We start from the raw sequence: 16,575 nt of genomic DNA, 5'->3' as shown, positions 1-16,575 counted from the left end.
GGGTTGCAGGTAGGCAGCCAGTAAACTAATCCCGATGAACTTACTCAAGTAAGTGATTCGGGGTTAGTGCGCGCAGCCAACAACCCTGCGGTTTCAAGTACGAAGGGTATATTTCACGCTGTGAGGTAAACCAGCGTGAGGTGAGTAAAGATTTCCCGCTGAGAACAGCGGTAAACGAAGAAAATTGTGCTTATTACAAAGCTGGCGCATAGGAATCTACGCTTTAGATTGCTTTTTGCGCCAAAATGAGTAAAATTTTCGGGCTTTTTATATTGCAACTGGACCCCGTTCCCCGATGGGGTCTAGTTGTTTTATTAACTAAAGAGGATGTTATGGTAACAATTCGTTTGGCTCGTGGCGGCGCTAAAAAGCGTCCGTTCTATCAAGTAGTAGTGACTGACAGCCGTAATGCTCGTGACGGCCGTTTCATCGAACGTGTAGGCTTCTTTAACCCGATCGCATCTGGTCAGGCTGAAGCTCTGCGTTTGGACCTGGACCGTATCGAACATTGGATTGGCTTGGGCGCAACCGTTTCTGATCGCGTATCTGTGCTGATCAAAGACGCTAAGAAAGCAGCTTAATCTGTCGCGGTGGTGGTTATTATGAGCAAGCAACTCAATCCAGTGGTTCCCGAACAGCCGATTGTTCTCGGTAAAATGGGTTCAACTTACGGCATTCGCGGTTGGCTCAGAGTATTTTCATCCACCGAGAACGCCGAAAGTATTTTTGATTACCAGCCGTGGTTTATCCAGCAGGGTGGTAAGTGGCAGCATGTCGAGTTGGAAGACTGGAAGCGCCACAGTCAGGATCTGATCATCAAGGTAAAAGGCGTTGATGATCGGGATGCCGCGAATTTACTGACTAATTGCGAAATTATCGTAGATTCCCAACAACTACCTGAACTGGAAGAGGATGATTACTACTGGAAAGACCTTATGGGCTGTCAGGTAGTAACAACCACGGGTTACGAACTGGGTAAAATCATCGATATGATGGAAACCGGTTCTAACGATGTGATGGTAGTAAAGGCAAACCTGAAAGATGCATTCGGTATGAAGGAGCGGTTGGTCCCGTTTCTTCATGGGCAGGTTATCAAGAATGTCGATCTCACTGCTCAACGTGTTGAAGTAGATTGGGATCCTGGTTTTTGACCTCCGAATTAAACGGCAAAGATGAGTGGAACAAAACAATGTGGATTGGTGTTATTAGCCTGTTTCCCGAGATGTTCCGCGCAATAACCGATTACGGGGTAACTGGCCGGGCAGTAAAAAATGGCCTGCTGAGCGTGCAGTGTTGGAGTCCTCGTGATTTCACCTACGACCGGCATCGTACCGTGGATGACCGCCCATATGGCGGTGGCCCGGGAATGCTGATGATGGTGCAACCGTTAAGGGAAGCCATTCATGCAGCAAAAGCAGCGGCAGGCGAGGGAGCAAAGGTGATTTATCTGTCACCTCAAGGACGCAAACTGGACCAACAGGGTGTTTGCGAACTGGCGACTAACCAGAAGATGATTCTGGTGTGTGGTCGGTACGAAGGAGTTGATGAGCGCGTAATCAAAACTGAGATTGATGAAGAATGGTCAATTGGCGATTACGTTCTCAGCGGTGGCGAGCTGCCGGCAATGACTCTGATAGATTCAGTATCCCGCTTTATCCCGGGCGTGCTGGGTCATCAGGCCTCAGCAGAGGAAGATTCCTTTGTTGATGGGTTGCTGGATTGCCCACACTACACTCGTCCTGAGGTGTTAGAAGGGATGGACGTTCCGCCAGTTTTACTGTCGGGTAACCATGCCGAGATTCGTCGCTGGCGCTTAAAGCAGTCGCTGGGCCGTACCTGGCTTAGAAGACCTGAACTTCTAGAAAGCCTAGCTCTGACTGACGAGCAAATGGTGTTGCTGGCTGAGTTCCAACGGGAACACAAGCCCTGAAGCAACAGAACTATGAAAGGAATGTTGTGCCGCGTGCCAACTTCCTGATATATCAGTTTACCTAGGGTAAGAGACTTATTATGAGCAATATTATCAAGCAAATCGAACAAGAGCAGATGAAGCAAGACGTGCCTGCATTCCGTCCGGGTGATTCCGTGGAAGTTAAGGTATGGGTTGTTGAAGGTTCTAAAAAGCGTCTGCAGGCATTCGAGGGCGTGGTTATCGCTATTCGTAACCGCGGTCTGCATTCTGCGTTCACCGTTCGTAAAATTTCCAACGGCGAAGGTGTTGAGCGTGTATTCCAAACTCACTCCCCAGTAATCGACAGCATTACTGTGAAACGTCGTGGTGCCGTTCGTCAAGCGAAACTGTACTATCTGCGTGAGCGTACTGGTAAGTCTGCTCGTATCAAAGAGCGTCTTAACCGCACTAACTAAGGTATAGCTCAGGCTTCATCCAAAAGTTAATAGTTATGAAGGGGTTAGCCATAGGCTGACCCCTTTTTTATTCCTATACTCGTCATACTTCAAGCTGCATGTGCGTTGGCTGCCTTTCTGCAACTCGAATTATTTAAGGTATAGATCATAAATAGCAGGGATATCAGAGGGAATTAGCGCGGCATCACACCACGCTATGGATATTGAATAAATGATTACAGGCCGTAAACCAGAGTCACTGATGTTGTGGTATCAGTATTCTTTGGTGCGCTGGCCGGTGGTTTGGTGTTATAGGTCACGACATAGGCTAAACGCAATGCAAAGCTTTTATTGATAGCAACATTCAACGCGGTTTCTGAGTTCAATGTTGTTTCTTCGTTTGCCAGTGCTGAAACCCCTTCACTGAACACGGTGTTGTCAGTCAGCTGGTAAGTATAGTTACCACCCGCGTAGGCTAATGCTCTCGTCGAGCGGCCACCTTGATAATATTCATCGTGACGGACACCTGGACCAAATTCCACTCGCAGATTGTGCAGCGGAGTGGTCATAATCTGACGACCATAACCTGTGGTTAAAACAGAGCGGGAATCAAAACCGTTATAGCGATCATTTAACCAACCCGCCTGCCCAAATAAATAGTTGCTATCCGTCAGATTATATCGAGTACGGCCACCCAATTGATAACGTTCAGAAGATCGCTGATCATTAGAACTGGTATTTCGCGCCGCCCCCCACAAACTATAAGCAGTATTAGGCTGGAACCAGGTCAACGTTGAGTTAGCGGTCAATGTTGAGTTGTTGGTATTGCCTGATTGTGCGGTATAACCTGCTTCAACGGTTCCATCGAAGCTCTTTTTGGCTGTGGCTGGATCGTCTAAAGCAGTAAAAACAGTTGCGTCAGCAAGAACAGCGGTACTGACGAGGGATAGTGCGAGTGTGCTGATATAAAACGGCAACGCCCTGGTATGACGCAAAGAAAACATAATAAGCCTATGGTGAAAAAGATGGTTTTTGTGATGCGGCCAGCATTGTAGCAGTTGTGATCCTACTTACTCATAAGATATTTCAGATTGAATAATTAATTATAATAAGAGGGCTTTTTTGATGAGTTCATTCTTAAAATGTCATAAATAGAAAAGAATTTATATTTGAATACTGGCGAAAAGAAAAAATGAAAAGAGCCAGTATTGCTCTGGCTCTTAGCTCAACTGTGACTCATTAACTACATAAAAGTGGTTACCAGCAAGTAACCAGTGATGCACGAACAGATGACACCGATAAGGCCAGGAATGATAAAACTATGATTAATAATAAATTTACCAATCTTAGTGGTGCCCGAGCGGTCAAAGCCGATACAAGCAAGATCACTTGGGTAAGTTGGTAAAACAAAGTAGCCATAAGCTGCAGGGAAGAAGGCAATGAGCATTTTAGGTTCAACACCGAGCTGCAAACCCATGGGGGCGATTGCTGCCAATGCTGCGGCTTGGCTATTGACCAACTTGGAAACCAAGAACAACACAATGGCATAAGTCCAGGGTTGGCTTTTTACCACGTCTTCCAGCACCAGTTTTAAGTCGCCCATATGGGCTTGGAAGAAGGTATCGCTCATCCAGGCAACACCGAATACAGAGAATATAGCGACCATACCGGCTTTGAATACGGCGCCATTAGAGATATCGCTGGGTTTAACTTTGCAGCCAATAAGAATAACTGCACCAGCAATCAGCATCATCATCTGAATAACCAGGTTCATTGATAATGACTGCATTTTGCCTTTGACTTCAAAAGCAGGGCGCAGGTCTGCAAACGCACCCAGTAATACGACCAGTGCAATAGCAGCGAAGAATATCCAGGTAGACCAATAAGCTTGTTTCGGGAAAACCTGATTTAACAATGTATCGGTTGAGCCATAGATAAAGTCGCGCTGCTCAGGATCTTTGATTCTTGCTTGAAAATCAGGGTCTTTATCGAGATCTTTACCGCGGCGTAGGCTCCACAATGCAGCCATCAACACCCCAACTAAAGAAGCTGGTACTGATACCGCCAAAATCTCTAGAATGCTATAAGCATGGCCTATACCGTGATTGGCACCAATAATTGATACCAATGACACTACCGCCACCGAGACCGGGGAAGCTGTAATCGCCATTTGCGAGGCAACGGATGCCACCGCCATTGGGCGCTCCGGACGAATACCTTTTTTAATCGCAATATCAGAAATAATAGGGAACATGGTGTAAACAACATGTCCAGTGCCGCATAAAAAGGTTAATGACCAAGTAGTAAATGGTGCAAGTAGCGTAATATGCTGAGGATGTCGCCGTAATAATCTCTCAGCAAATTGCATCATGACATTTAATCCGCCGGCAGTTTGTAATACAGCAGCACAACCAATAACGGCTAATATTGTGAGCATGACATCGACAGGCGGTTTACCGGGTTCGAGGCCAAAGATAAAGGTCAGAATAAATAAGCCAATACCACTTATTAACCCCAGCCCCATGCCCCCATAGCGTGTACCGACTAATAGACAGAGAATTATAATTATAAATTGTAGTGTTATCATAACGTTACCTTGCTTCCAACATGAATGAAATTCGGTTGTATATTGGCTGTTTTTAAGCAATGAACATGGCTCATACTCGTTTTTATCTATCAGAGCACAATTGGCATTGATTAAAACCTTGCGAATATCAAGGCTATATTGTTCAGTTATGTAACTAATTAAATCTGAGATCTGCCTCTATTTTTATATCAGCCCGGACTTTTCTAATTAATTAAAGTGGAATGGAATGGTATTAATAGAATATAAAGGCTGGTTGTGAAAATAATGTATTAACATTGTTTTTAAATAATTCATTAATAGCACAATGACGCAACATATAAATATATTCCAAACCCAAATAGCTTTTAGTTAATTCCCAATTTCTCCTTTAAGGGTTTTAAGTAACGGCGGCTCACGGGGATATGTTTACCACTGCGGGTGATCACTTCAGCAGAACCATTATCCATCAATTGTATTTCACCCAACTGTTCAGTATTGACCATATATTGTCGATGACAGCGGACAAAGGGCGTTTTCTCTTCCAACGTTTTGAGTGATAGCTGGGTATAGCCAGATTGTACAGTTCCGATAACATGCACTCCACTGAGTTCAGAACTGAGATATTCTACTTCTTCAATTTTCAGTAAAAAAATGCGGTTGTGACCAGAGCAAGGGATATGGCGCAACATCGGCTCTGCTATTTTATGTAAATTATTATTTACACCAATACCTCTCCTTAAGCGAATTAGCGTTTTTGCTAACCGTTGATGGTCGAGAGGTTTTAGCAGATAGTCAAAGGCATGCTCTTCAAAAGCCCGAATGGCATATTCATCGTAAGCCGTGACAAACACGATGTGCGGCATAGTTTCTGGATTCAGCATTGAGGCTAATTCCAGGCCATTAATTCTTGGCATTTGGATGTCGAGAAATATCACATCGGGTTGCAGGCGCTGTATTGCGGGGATTGCTTCTAGTGCGTTGCTACATTCGGCGACAATCTCAATATCCTGTTCTTCAGTTAATCTTTCGCGTAAATCTTCACGCGCAGGTTGTTCATCGTCGACAATGATGACTCTTAACATACAGCCTCCACAAATTTTCCGCATTTTATCATGGCCTCAGGAGGAGGTTAGGACCATCTGCAGAAACTGCGACTTACCGCAAAAGTCAGACATAAATGTGCCTGTAAAGTTAGTGGTAATTATTTATTTACACATATGGATTGAAAACTTTACACATCATGATATTGTGGTGCTCTCAAACGATAAACATGCTAAACGACATCCGCTAAACAGAGATAGGTAAAGAATATGATCATGCAAAAAGATGCGCTCAATAATGTCCATATCAGTGCCGAACAAGTATTGATAACCCCGGAAGAACTGAAAAACCAGTTTCCATTGAGCCAAAATGATCAGTATGCGATTGAAGCTGCCCGCAAAACCATTGCTGATATTATTCAGGGAAATGATCCACGTTTATTAGTGGTCTGTGGCCCATGTTCTATCCATGATGTTGATGCTGCTCTGGAGTATGCGCGTCGTTTGAAAACTCTTTCTGCTGAATTGAGTGATAGCCTGTATATCGTTATGCGAGTCTATTTTGAAAAGCCGAGAACCACTGTTGGCTGGAAAGGGTTGATTAATGACCCGGCAATGGATGGCTCTTTCGATGTGGAAAGAGGATTACATATTGCTCGTCAATTATTGCTGGATTTAGTGGGCATGGGGCTGCCTTTGGCAACCGAAGCTCTGGACCCGAACAGCCCGCAATACTTAGGCGACTTATTTAGCTGGTCAGCTATTGGCGCGCGTACCACTGAATCACAAACTCACCGTGAAATGGCTTCCGGTTTGTCCATGCCGGTTGGGTTTAAAAACGGCACTGATGGTAGTTTGGGTACGGCAATCAATGCTATGCGCGCTGCTGCTATGCCGCACCGCTTCATGGGGATTAATCAGTCGGGCCAGGTTTGCTTATTGCAAACTCAGGGCAACCCACACGGCCATGTGATTTTACGCGGCGGCAAAACCCCTAATTACAGTGCGCAAGATGTCGCACAGTGTGAAAAACAGATGCAGGATGCGGGACTCGTTCCATCCTTAATGATAGATTGCAGCCATGGTAATTCGAATAAAGACTACCGTCGTCAGACTGCGGTCGCTGAATCTGTGGTTGAACAGATCAAGGCTGGCAATCGTTCTATCACTGGTGTGATGCTGGAAAGTAACATTCATGAGGGCAATCAATCATCTGAGCAACCACGCGCCGATATGCGCTACGGTGTTTCGGTGACCGATGCCTGTATTGATTGGGAAAGTACCGAAACCCTGTTACGTGGTATGCATCAGGAATTACGTTCAGCGCTGGCGGCACGGACTGCAGAGGAAAAGTAAGTATGGTGGCTGAACTGACCGCTTTGCGCGATCAAATTGATGAAGTCGATAAAGCACTGTTGGATTTGTTGGCAAAGCGCCTGCATTTGGTGGCCGAAGTAGGTGAAGTTAAAAGCCGTTATGGTTTGCCTATTTATGTCCCAGACCGGGAGGCTTTGATGTTAGCCTCACGCCGACAGGAAGCCGAGGCTTTAGGTGTCCCGCCTGATTTGATTGAAGATGTATTGCGTCGAGTAATGCGAGAGTCTTATACCAGCGAGAATGACAAAGGGTTTAAGACGCTGTGCCCTCAGTTGCGCCCGGTGGTTATCATCGGCGGTGACGGGCAGATGGGGCGGTTATTCAGCCGAATGCTTACATTATCCGGTTATCAGGTAAAAACGCTGGAACAAGAGGACTGGCCGCAGGCTGAATCTATTCTGGCGGATGCCGGGATGGTGATTGTCAGTGTGCCGATCCATATCACTGAAGAAGTGATAGCTCGATTACCAAAATTACCGCCAGATTGCATTTTGTTGGATCTCGCTTCCGTCAAAAATAAGCCGTTGCAAGCTATGCTCGCCGCCCATGAAGGGCCAGTTGTCGGCTTACATCCGATGTTTGGGCCAGATGTTGGCAGTTTGGCAAAGCAAGTTGTGGTGTATTGCGATGGTCGTTCCCCACAAGCTTATCAGTGGCTACTCGAGCAGCTACAGGTATGGGGGGCAAGATTACATCGCATCAGTGCAGTTGAACATGACCAGAATATGGCGTTTATCCAAGCATTGCGCCATTTTGCGACCTTTGCGTATGGATTACATTTAGCAGAGGAGAATGTGCAGCTTGAACAGCTATTAGCGCTGTCTTCACCGATTTATCGTTTGGAGCTGGCAATGGTGGGGCGGCTGTTTGCGCAAGATCCACAGCTTTATGCCGACATTATTATGTCATCAGAAGATAATTTGGCGCTGATTAAACGCTATTACAAACGTTTTGGCGAGGCGATCACCTTGTTGGAACAAAGTGACAAACAAGCCTTTGTGCAAAGTTTCCAGAAAGTTGAGCACTGGTTTGGCGATTATGCGGAGCGTTTCCTGGTGGAGAGCCGTTCATTATTGCGTCAGGCGAATGACAATCGCCAGTAATTATACCCGTCATCTTTCAAGCCACAGGTGTGTTGGCTGCACTCGTTTACCCGAATCACTTACTTGAGTAAGCTCATCGGGACTCACTTGTTTGCCGCCTTCCTGCAACGTGAAATCTATAGGGTATAGATCTCACGTTGCGTAAAGCCTAATGAAAGAGCCTCAAAAGCGATGTCAGCCAGGATTGACCGGCACCACGTTTTCACTTGGGTAGCAGCCTAATACTTTTAATGACCGAGTTATTGGCGTCAAATCTGCCAGCGCTTTTTGCATAGATTCAGAACGTAAGTTGGCCTGCACATCGATATAAAACATTTCTTCCCATGGATTACCATTAATTGGCCGTGATTCAAGCTTGGTCATGACGACCCCGTGATCTCTCAGTACGAGTAGCGCTTCCACTAATGCCCCTGATTGCTGACCTGTCGCCATAATTAAAGTGGTTTTTGCTGGGATTTGGTCAGAAACATCAATGGATTTACGGGCTAGAATAATAAAGCGAGTGATATTCTGCTGCTGGTTCGCCAAATTGTGTTCCAACACCTGCAAGTTATAAAGTGCGCCACCTGCTTCACTCCCTAATGCCGCTGCTTGTGGTGAGTTCAACTGCGCCACTTTTTCCATTGCAGCGGCGGTGCTTTCGCAATACTCGATTTTCCAATGTGGGAAACGGTTAATGAACTGGCTGCATTGCTGGAAAGGTTGTGGATGGCTGTAAACGGTTTTAATTTGGCTCAGATCAGTTTCGGTGGCGACCAATACACAGTGGTCAATAGGATTGGTTATTTCCCCGACAATCGACAAGCTGGTGTGTTGCAGTAAGTCATATACGTCATTGATGGAACCTGAGCTGGTATTTTCTATAGGTAATACAGCGTAATCCGCTTGACCGGTTTCTACCTGAGTAAAAATATCCTGGAATTTTTGGCAACCACATTCAATCAATTGTTCAAAGTGACGAGCAGCATATTGGCGCGCAGCTAAATGTGAGTAAGAGCCTTTGGGGCCAAGGAAGGCAATACGGGCAGAGTGTTGGGCAGTTTGATTAAGCTGATGTTGCAACAGCGCCTGCTGAGTCAATACTGAATCTTCAATAATCAGTTGGAACAGGCGGGTGATATAAAAGCCATCCAGATCATAAGGTTTTGCGGCGGTGATAAGCGCATCCAGCAAATCACGTTCACGTTCTTTATCGCGAATCGGGCGGTGATGGAGTTGTTTGGCTTTAGCCACATCCACCGCCAATTCACGCCGCTCTGCTAGCAACGCCAGCAGTTTTAAGTCTAGTGCGCTGATGCGCTCACGTAGCACCAGTAATGGATTATCGGTCATAGGGATTTGCCTTATTATTTTTTCTGGATGTTTTTCGCATAAAAAAAGCCTCCCGGCTTGGGAGGCTTTGTTGTTCGTCTTCGCATTATTTATCACACGACGAAACGCCTCCCAATCAGGGGAAGGTAAAAAAGAATGCGAAGAAAAACACTTTATTGATCATCGTTGCTGGTTACCTGTTGATGCTGCTGACGGAAATAACATGTTATAGCCAAAACAAACATAACCGCCAGTCTGAATTGCTGTCAATAAAAAACGCGCTCGAAAGCGCGTTAGATCCGAAATGAGATGGATTGTCCCGGCTATTGTTCCTGCTCGGACTCTTCTTCGACATCTACCGAATCTGCTGACTCCAGATTAGCCTCTTTAACACTGCTTGCTGCGCGACGAGCTTCACCTTTGTGTTGAACTTTATTTAATTGGCGTTCTAGTTTGGTGATAAGTTCATTAATTGCAGCATACATATCATCATGTTTGGCACTGGCAACCAAGGGCCCCATCGGTGTACTGATAGTTGCATCGGCAACGAATCCTTGCGGATCTTTAGACAGTACAATATGTGGGTTTATCAACTGGGCCTGCCATTTATCCAGTTTGGTGAGACGGTCTTCAACATGCTTGCGAATTGCTGGGGTGATATCCATTTGCTTACTGGTAATGTTGACTGTCATATGACTTACCTCTCTGTCTGCTCCGTCTTGGATAACTTCAGCATACCTCTCTTTTTCACAAAATGTATGATCAAGATCACTTATTTTTGTCACTTTTTGCAAAGGTCATGGGAACTGTGATTTAACGTCAGGAATGGGCGCAGGGGGCTTGAATCATTGATTGGAATGCCGCATTATCGATAAGTTATGTTGCTTGGATATAGTTGTAAAACGCATTATTTTTGCATTTTAGCTAGGATCTCAGTGCGATAATATAAGAACATGAATCTCATCGGTTTGTGGCGATAAAACAGAATTGAAAACGGCAGCCTGAGCTGCCGTTTGTTATTTTATCATCCCAGACCTATTTTTCGTTACAAACACTATCAGGCTGGGTTCGCCGCAATTATCTTGGCAACTTTGTCTGCCTCAGCATTGAGTTGCAATTGCTTATAAGCATTTTCCATCAACGGCAGCGCATCGCGAGTGGCTTGAGTATCAGGATAATCTCTTAGCATTTGTTCGACACGGTTAACTACCGCGACGTAAGCGCCTCGTTTAGTGTAATATTGCGCCACGGCCAGTTCATGCTTGGCCAGACGATTTTTCAGGAATGTTAGGCGTTTTTGCGCGTCAGTTGCGTATTGGCTGTTCGGATAGCTTTGAATCAACTGGTTAAAATCGCGGAAAGCGGCTTTAGCATGTTGCGGATCGCGGTCTGAACGATCAATCCCGAAGAAGCCTTGCAATGCACTGTCATCCAGAGCCATGTCAGTCAAACCACGCATATATAATACGTAATCGATGTTAGGATGTGTGGGATTGAGGCGCATAAAGCGATCAATTGAGGCTTGCGCCAACGGCAGATCAGCAGATTTATAATACGCATAAATCAAATCAAGCTGAACTTGTTGAGAGTAAGGCCCGAAAGGATAGCGGTTATCTAACGCTTCTAGTTGCGTAATTGCTCCCTTAAAGTTACCGTCCTGCAGTTTTTGCTGAGCGGTAGCATAGAGCTCAGAAGGCGGGTTATCGGGAACCACGTCCTTGTTACTGGAGCAACCGGTCAGCACCAGGCTCAACGTGGCGGCAGCCACCAGATATTTCATACGCGTCATGACGTTTTGATTATCCTCGAAGTGTTATTCCGGGAGACTGTCCGTTAAGCTCCCGACAAAGATCTAGATACAATAGCACATTATATTAAACGGCATCGCCGTCAAAACCCAACGTTAACGAACAAGAAGCTGCATATGGCACAACAAGTACAACTCAGCGCAACGGTGGCCGAATCACAACTCGGTCAACGGTTAGATCAGGCTTTGGCCGAATTGTTCCCTGATTATTCAAGATCTCGCATAAAAGAATGGATCTTGGAAGACAGAGTCACCGTCGACGGTAAAACAATTAACAAACCTAAAGAAAAAGTGTTGGGTGGCGAGCTCGTCGCAATTGACGCGCAAATTGAGGAAGATGCCCGCTGGGCGCCTCAAGAAATCCCACTGGATATCGTCTATGAAGATAACGATATTCTGGTTATTAATAAACCCCGCGGTTTAGTGGTGCATCCTGGTGCCGGTAACCCAGATGGTACAGTTTTGAATGCATTGCTCTATTATTATCCAGAAATCATGGATGTACCACGGGCAGGTATCGTACATCGTCTGGATAAAGATACTACCGGCTTGATGGTGGTGGCGAAAACCGTTCCGGCTCAGACTCGATTGGTTGAGGCATTGCAAGCACGCGAAATTACCCGTGAATACGAAGCTGTGGCCATCGGCAATATGACCGCTGGCGGCAGAGTTGACGAGCCAATTTCTCGTCACTCTACCAAGCGGACACACATGGCAGTACACCCGATGGGTAAACCGGCGACAACTCACTACCGTATTATGGAGCACTTCCGTGCTCATACTCGTCTGCGCCTGCGTTTAGAGACGGGCCGTACGCACCAGATCCGTGTGCATATGTCCCATATCAACCATCCGCTGGTGGGGGATCAGCTTTATGGTGGCCGCCCGCGCCCGCCACGTGGCGCATCGGACTCCTTTATTGCTATTTTGCGTGGCTTTGACCGCCAGGCGCTGCATGCAACTATGCTGCGTTTGTATCATCCTATCAGTGGTATTCAAATGGAATGGCATGCGGCATTACCAGAAGATATGGTTGAGCTGATTAATGCGCTGAAAGCTGATACCGAAGAATTCAAAGATCAGATGGATTGGTAATGAATAAGCTGATACTCCCCGATTGGCCATTGCCTGCTGGCGTTAAGGCATGTAGCACGACTCGTCATGGTGGTATCAGCGAATTCCCTTATGATTCATTAAATCTTGGTACTCATGTAGGGGATATTGCGGCTAGTGTAGCTGCAAACCGCCAATATTTAGTGGAACAAGCGGGATTGCCGCACATGCCCGTTTGGCTAGAACAGGTGCACGGCACTCGTGTCCTGCATCTGGATGGCAAGGCGGTTTCTGATGTACAGGCTGATGCGGTCTACAGCCACGTTATTGGGCAAGTTTGTGCGGTAATGACAGCAGATTGCTTGCCAGTGCTATTTTGCTCGTTGGCGGGTGATGAAGTGGCCGCCGCTCATGCGGGGTGGAGTGGCCTCTGTGCCGGTGTTCTGGAACAAACGCTCACTCAGTTCAATGCAAATCCTTCTTCTATTATTGCCTGGTTAGGCCCAGCCATTGGTCCGCAGCAGTTCGAAGTGGGCGAAGAGGTTAAACAGGCCTTTATCAATTTTGACGCACAATCCGCTGCTGCATTCACACCTTTCGGTTCTAAATATCTCGCCGACATCTATTTATTAGCCAAATTGCGGTTACAGGCCGTAGGTATTCACGCTATTTACGGCGGTGATCGCTGTACCTTGACTGAAAAACAACATTTTTTCTCTTATCGGCGTGATGGAATCACTGGGCGTATGGCAAGTTTAATCTGGCTGATATAACCTATTGAATTAGGACGGTCCGCTGGCGCATAACGTTTTACTTTAAATATAGTGTCGAAATAACCTTGAAAATTTGAGGGATGACCTCATCTAATCTCCAGTAGCAATTTTGACCAATATCGGAGGTGTTATGCGTCTGGATCGTCTTACTAGCAAATTCCAGCTTGCCCTCGCCGATGCCCAATCTTTAGCTCTTGGGCGCGACAACCAATTTATTGAACCGTTACATTTGATGAGCGCACTGCTCAATCAGGATGGGGGGACGGTTCGCCCATTGTTGACCTCAGCGGGGGTTAATGTCGCCAATTTGCGCAGCGACATTGAGCAAGCATTAGGTCGTCTTCCACAAGTTGAAGGGACCGGCGGTGATGTTCAACCATCAAACGAGCTGGTCCGTGTATTGAATCTCTGTGACAAATTAGCGCAAAAACGTGCAGATAAATTTATCTCGTCAGAACTATTTGTACTGGCGGTACTTGAAAGCAGCGGCACCTTAACTGACATGTTAAAAACAGCCGGTGCAACAAAAGATAAAATAAATAAGGCAATTGAAGATATGCGTGGTGGTGACAAAGTTGATGACCAAGGTGCCGAAGACCAGCGCCAGGCATTGAAAAAATTCACTATCGACCTGACTGAGCGTGCGGAGCAAGGTAAGCTCGACCCGGTTATTGGCCGTGACGAAGAAATTCGCCGCACTATTCAGGTGTTACAACGCCGGACCAAAAACAACCCAGTGTTAATTGGTGAGCCTGGTGTCGGTAAAACAGCCATTGTTGAAGGTCTGGCACAGCGAATCGTCAACGGCGAAGTGCCGGAAGGCTTGAAACATAAACGTGTGCTTTCATTAGATATGGGCGCACTGATTGCGGGTGCGAAGTATCGCGGTGAGTTTGAAGAACGCTTGAAAGGCGTGTTGAATGATTTATCAAAACAAGAAGGCAGTGTGATCTTGTTCATTGATGAATTGCATACCATGGTCGGCGCAGGTAAAGGCGACGGGGCGATGGATGCTGGCAACATGCTAAAACCTGCATTAGCGCGCGGTGAATTACATTGCGTTGGTGCAACGACACTCGATGAGTACCGTCAATATATAGAGAAGGATGCGGCGCTGGAGCGGCGTTTCCAGAAAGTGTATGTGGCGGAGCCGACTGTTGAAGACACCATTGCCATTTTACGCGGGCTGAAAGAGCGTTATGAACTGCATCACCATGTGCAGATAACTGACCCGGCAATTGTGGCTGCGGCAACACTGTCGCACCGCTATATCTCGGATCGTCAGCTACCGGATAAAGCCATCGACCTTATTGACGAGGCCGGTTCCAGCATCCGTATGCAGATGGATTCAAAACCAGAATCACTGGATCGCCTGGAACGGCGGATTATCCAATTGAAACTGGAACAGCAGGCGCTGAAGAAAGAGTCTGATGACGCCAGCAAAAAACGTCTCGAAATGCTCAACACTGAGTTAGAGCAGAAAGAACGTGAATATTCCGAGTTAGAAGAAGAGTGGAAAGCGGAAAAAGCTGCCCTCACTGGCACTCAGAATATTAAAACTGAACTGGAACAAGCCAAAATCACTTTAGAGCAGGCCCGCCGTGTGGGTGACTTGGCTCAGATGTCAGAACTTCAGTACGGTAAAATTCCTGAGCTGGAAAAACAGCTAGCGGCGGCAACGGCGCTTGAAGGGAAAACCATGAAGTTGCTGCGTAACCGGGTAACTGAAGCAGAGATTGCAGAAGTGCTGGCGCGTTGGACGGGTATTCCAGTATCTCGCATGCTGGAAAGCGAACGCGATAAGTTGCTGCGCATGGAGGAAGATCTGCATAAACGCGTGATTGGGCAGGATGAAGCGGTTGAAGCTGTTTCCAATGCTATCCGTCGTAGTCGTGCTGGGTTGTCAGATCCGAACCGGCCGATTGGCTCCTTTTTATTCTTAGGGCCAACAGGGGTCGGTAAAACCGAACTGTGTAAAGCGCTGGCAATGTTCTTGTTCGACAGTGACGATGCCATGGTGCGTATTGATATGTCCGAGTTTATGGAAAAACATTCTGTCTCTCGGTTGGTTGGTGCGCCTCCAGGCTATGTAGGCTATGAAGAAGGTGGGTATTTGACGGAAGCTGTACGCCGTCGTCCTTATTCTGTCATTCTGCTGGATGAAGTGGAAAAAGCGCATCCGGATGTATTCAACATACTCTTGCAGGTGTTGGATGATGGGCGCTTGACTGACGGGCAGGGCAGAACGGTCGACTTCCGTAATACAGTGGTCATCATGACCTCGAACCTCGGTTCAGATTTGATTCAGGAACGTTTCGGTGAAAGAAGTTATAGCGAAATGAAAGAAATGGTGATGGAAGTTGTCACTCATCACTTCCGCCCTGAATTTATCAACCGTATAGATGAGGTTGTTGTCTTCCATCCGTTGGGGCGCGCGCATCTGGCTTCTATTGCCAGCATCCAACTGGCGCGGCTATACAAACGTCTGGAAGAACGTGGCTATCAGGTCACCATTACTCAGCCTGCGTTGGAGTTCTTGGGTGAAACTGGTTTCGACCCTGTCTATGGTGCGCGGCCATTGAAACGCGCTATCCAACAGGAAATCGAGAATCCATTGGCGCAACAGATACTTTCCGGCAAATTAATACCGGGAGTTCCAGTAACTCTGGATGTAGAAAATGGGCATATCATTGCTAAGCAGTAATGGTTAATGCTTGAGGGGGTGAGAAATCGCCCCCTTTTTGTTGTCTGTGACCCGTCCTAAATAGCGTTGACACACTTAACTCGCACACTGAGAAAAATGTGATGAACCAATATGTTAAACGCACGCAACGCGATTACCCTCTATCCTTTAAATTGGCCGTTGTCCAACAGGTCGAAAAAGGGGAAATGACTTCCCGCCAGGCGCAAGACCGCTACGGTATTCAGGGTAGCTCTACCGTGCAGGCAAGAAAGATGGTCAGGGAGTCGGTGGAAACCTACAATACCCGGCGACCGCATCTGTCGTTAAAATACAAAACGCCCGATGAAGTTCATCAGGCGTTTTAAGACTGAAAAGTGTCAACCTATATCAGGACAAGTCACTTTTTCGCCGAATTCGGTGTTTTTGCCGCATTAATGAGCGGTTGAAAAGTTTTTTCAAATTAGGGGTTGCAGGCTGTCAGGAACTCCCTATAATGCGCCTCCACTGACCGGGAAC

At 46.6% G+C, this 16,575-nt stretch carries 16 protein-coding genes and 1 other annotated feature; of the genes, 10 read left to right on the top strand and 6 right to left on the bottom strand.

Translation table 11 applies throughout. The features are described 5' to 3' along the window. The first annotated feature begins 332 nt into the window (after window positions 1-332). From rpsP to rplS, 4 genes are all read left to right on the top strand, one after another. The gene (gene rpsP / locus FTA91_RS00505) at window positions 333-581 is read left to right on the top strand and encodes a 30S ribosomal protein S16 (RefSeq protein WP_002209458.1); all 249 of its coding nucleotides are present in this window, start codon (window positions 333-335) and stop codon (window positions 579-581) included. A gap of 21 nt (window positions 582-602) precedes the next feature. Then, window positions 603-1,151 (top strand): ribosome maturation factor RimM, encoded by a 549-nt coding sequence (rimM, locus tag FTA91_RS00500; RefSeq protein ID WP_038635823.1) that lies wholly within the window; start codon window positions 603-605, stop codon window positions 1,149-1,151. A 38-nt stretch (window positions 1,152-1,189) separates the two neighbouring features. Next, window positions 1,190-1,930, top strand: a complete 741-nt coding sequence (gene trmD / locus FTA91_RS00495; RefSeq protein ID WP_050114178.1) for a tRNA (guanosine(37)-N1)-methyltransferase TrmD — start codon at window positions 1,190-1,192, stop codon at window positions 1,928-1,930. 80 nt (window positions 1,931-2,010) lie between these two features. Continuing rightward, window positions 2,011-2,367 carry a 50S ribosomal protein L19 gene (rplS, locus tag FTA91_RS00490; RefSeq protein WP_004393427.1) on the top strand — a complete coding sequence of 119 codons (357 nt, stop codon included), beginning with the start codon at window positions 2,011-2,013 and terminating at the stop codon, window positions 2,365-2,367. Window positions 2,368-2,582: 215 nt separating this feature from the next. On the opposite strand, the gene FTA91_RS00485 is transcribed toward rplS, so the two are convergent. The 3 genes from FTA91_RS00485 to btsR all read right to left on the bottom strand — a co-directional run bounded on the left by FTA91_RS00485 (window position 2,583) and on the right by btsR (window position 5,994). After that, window positions 2,583-3,350 (bottom strand): DUF481 domain-containing protein, encoded by a 768-nt coding sequence (locus tag FTA91_RS00485; RefSeq protein ID WP_050114180.1) that lies wholly within the window; start codon window positions 3,348-3,350, stop codon window positions 2,583-2,585. A gap of 239 nt (window positions 3,351-3,589) precedes the next feature. Further along, on the bottom strand, window positions 3,590-4,933 hold the full coding sequence (locus FTA91_RS00480) for an anaerobic C4-dicarboxylate transporter (protein WP_050114182.1): 1,344 nt from the start codon (window positions 4,931-4,933) through the stop codon (window positions 3,590-3,592). Window positions 4,934-5,277: 344 nt separating this feature from the next. Further along, window positions 5,278-5,994 carry a two-component system response regulator BtsR gene (gene btsR / locus FTA91_RS00475; protein WP_145535678.1) on the bottom strand — a complete coding sequence of 239 codons (717 nt, stop codon included), beginning with the start codon at window positions 5,992-5,994 and terminating at the stop codon, window positions 5,278-5,280. A 234-nt stretch (window positions 5,995-6,228) separates the two neighbouring features. On the opposite strand from btsR, the gene FTA91_RS00470 reads away from it, so the two are divergent. Both FTA91_RS00470 and tyrA read left to right on the top strand, forming a co-directional pair. Further along, window positions 6,229-7,308: a 3-deoxy-7-phosphoheptulonate synthase gene (locus tag FTA91_RS00470; RefSeq protein ID WP_050114185.1), complete on the top strand. Its 1,080-nt coding sequence runs from the start codon at window positions 6,229-6,231 to the stop codon at window positions 7,306-7,308. 2 nt (window positions 7,309-7,310) lie between these two features. Beyond that, complete coding sequence (gene tyrA, locus FTA91_RS00465; RefSeq protein WP_050114187.1) at window positions 7,311-8,432, top strand: bifunctional chorismate mutase/prephenate dehydrogenase; 1,122 nt, start codon at window positions 7,311-7,313, stop codon at window positions 8,430-8,432. A 174-nt stretch (window positions 8,433-8,606) separates the two neighbouring features. Here tyrA and pheA read toward each other — a convergent pair whose 3' ends face one another. The 3 genes from pheA to bamD all read right to left on the bottom strand — a co-directional run bounded on the left by pheA (window position 8,607) and on the right by bamD (window position 11,532). Continuing rightward, window positions 8,607-9,764 carry a bifunctional chorismate mutase/prephenate dehydratase gene (gene pheA / locus FTA91_RS00460; protein WP_050114189.1) on the bottom strand — a complete coding sequence of 386 codons (1,158 nt, stop codon included), beginning with the start codon at window positions 9,762-9,764 and terminating at the stop codon, window positions 8,607-8,609. 38 nt (window positions 9,765-9,802) lie between these two features. Next, window positions 9,803-9,928: a sequence feature (Phe leader region), on the bottom strand. A 138-nt stretch (window positions 9,929-10,066) separates the two neighbouring features. Next, a complete protein-coding gene (gene raiA / locus FTA91_RS00455; RefSeq protein ID WP_038635800.1) occupies window positions 10,067-10,435 on the bottom strand; it encodes a ribosome-associated translation inhibitor RaiA in 369 nt (122 codons plus the stop codon). A gap of 365 nt (window positions 10,436-10,800) precedes the next feature. Further along, on the bottom strand, window positions 10,801-11,532 hold the full coding sequence (gene bamD, locus FTA91_RS00450) for an outer membrane protein assembly factor BamD (RefSeq protein ID WP_032821201.1): 732 nt from the start codon (window positions 11,530-11,532) through the stop codon (window positions 10,801-10,803). A 135-nt stretch (window positions 11,533-11,667) separates the two neighbouring features. On the opposite strand from bamD, the gene rluD reads away from it, so the two are divergent. The 4 genes from rluD to FTA91_RS20380 all read left to right on the top strand — a co-directional run bounded on the left by rluD (window position 11,668) and on the right by FTA91_RS20380 (window position 16,424). Further along, a complete protein-coding gene (gene rluD / locus FTA91_RS00440; protein WP_004393439.1) occupies window positions 11,668-12,645 on the top strand; it encodes a 23S rRNA pseudouridine(1911/1915/1917) synthase RluD in 978 nt (325 codons plus the stop codon). Next, entirely contained in the window at window positions 12,645-13,376 is a 732-nt protein-coding gene (gene yfiH, locus FTA91_RS00435; protein WP_050114191.1) for a purine nucleoside phosphorylase YfiH, read from the top strand. The genes rluD and yfiH overlap by 1 nt, the downstream gene beginning before the upstream one ends. A gap of 130 nt (window positions 13,377-13,506) precedes the next feature. After that, the gene (gene clpB, locus FTA91_RS00430; protein ID WP_050114193.1) at window positions 13,507-16,080 is read left to right on the top strand and encodes an ATP-dependent chaperone ClpB; all 2,574 of its coding nucleotides are present in this window, start codon (window positions 13,507-13,509) and stop codon (window positions 16,078-16,080) included. Window positions 16,081-16,181: 101 nt separating this feature from the next. After that, window positions 16,182-16,424, top strand: coding sequence for an integrase core domain-containing protein (locus FTA91_RS20380; RefSeq protein WP_072082576.1), 243 nt, complete (start codon window positions 16,182-16,184; stop codon window positions 16,422-16,424). Window positions 16,425-16,575 lie beyond the last annotated feature (151 nt).

This window comes from Yersinia thracica, from assembly GCF_902170565.1.
Taxonomy (GTDB): domain Bacteria; phylum Pseudomonadota; class Gammaproteobacteria; order Enterobacterales; family Enterobacteriaceae; genus Yersinia; species Yersinia thracica.
Note: the sequence above shows the minus strand (reverse complement) of the source record. Positions and strands in the feature narration are given on the sequence as shown.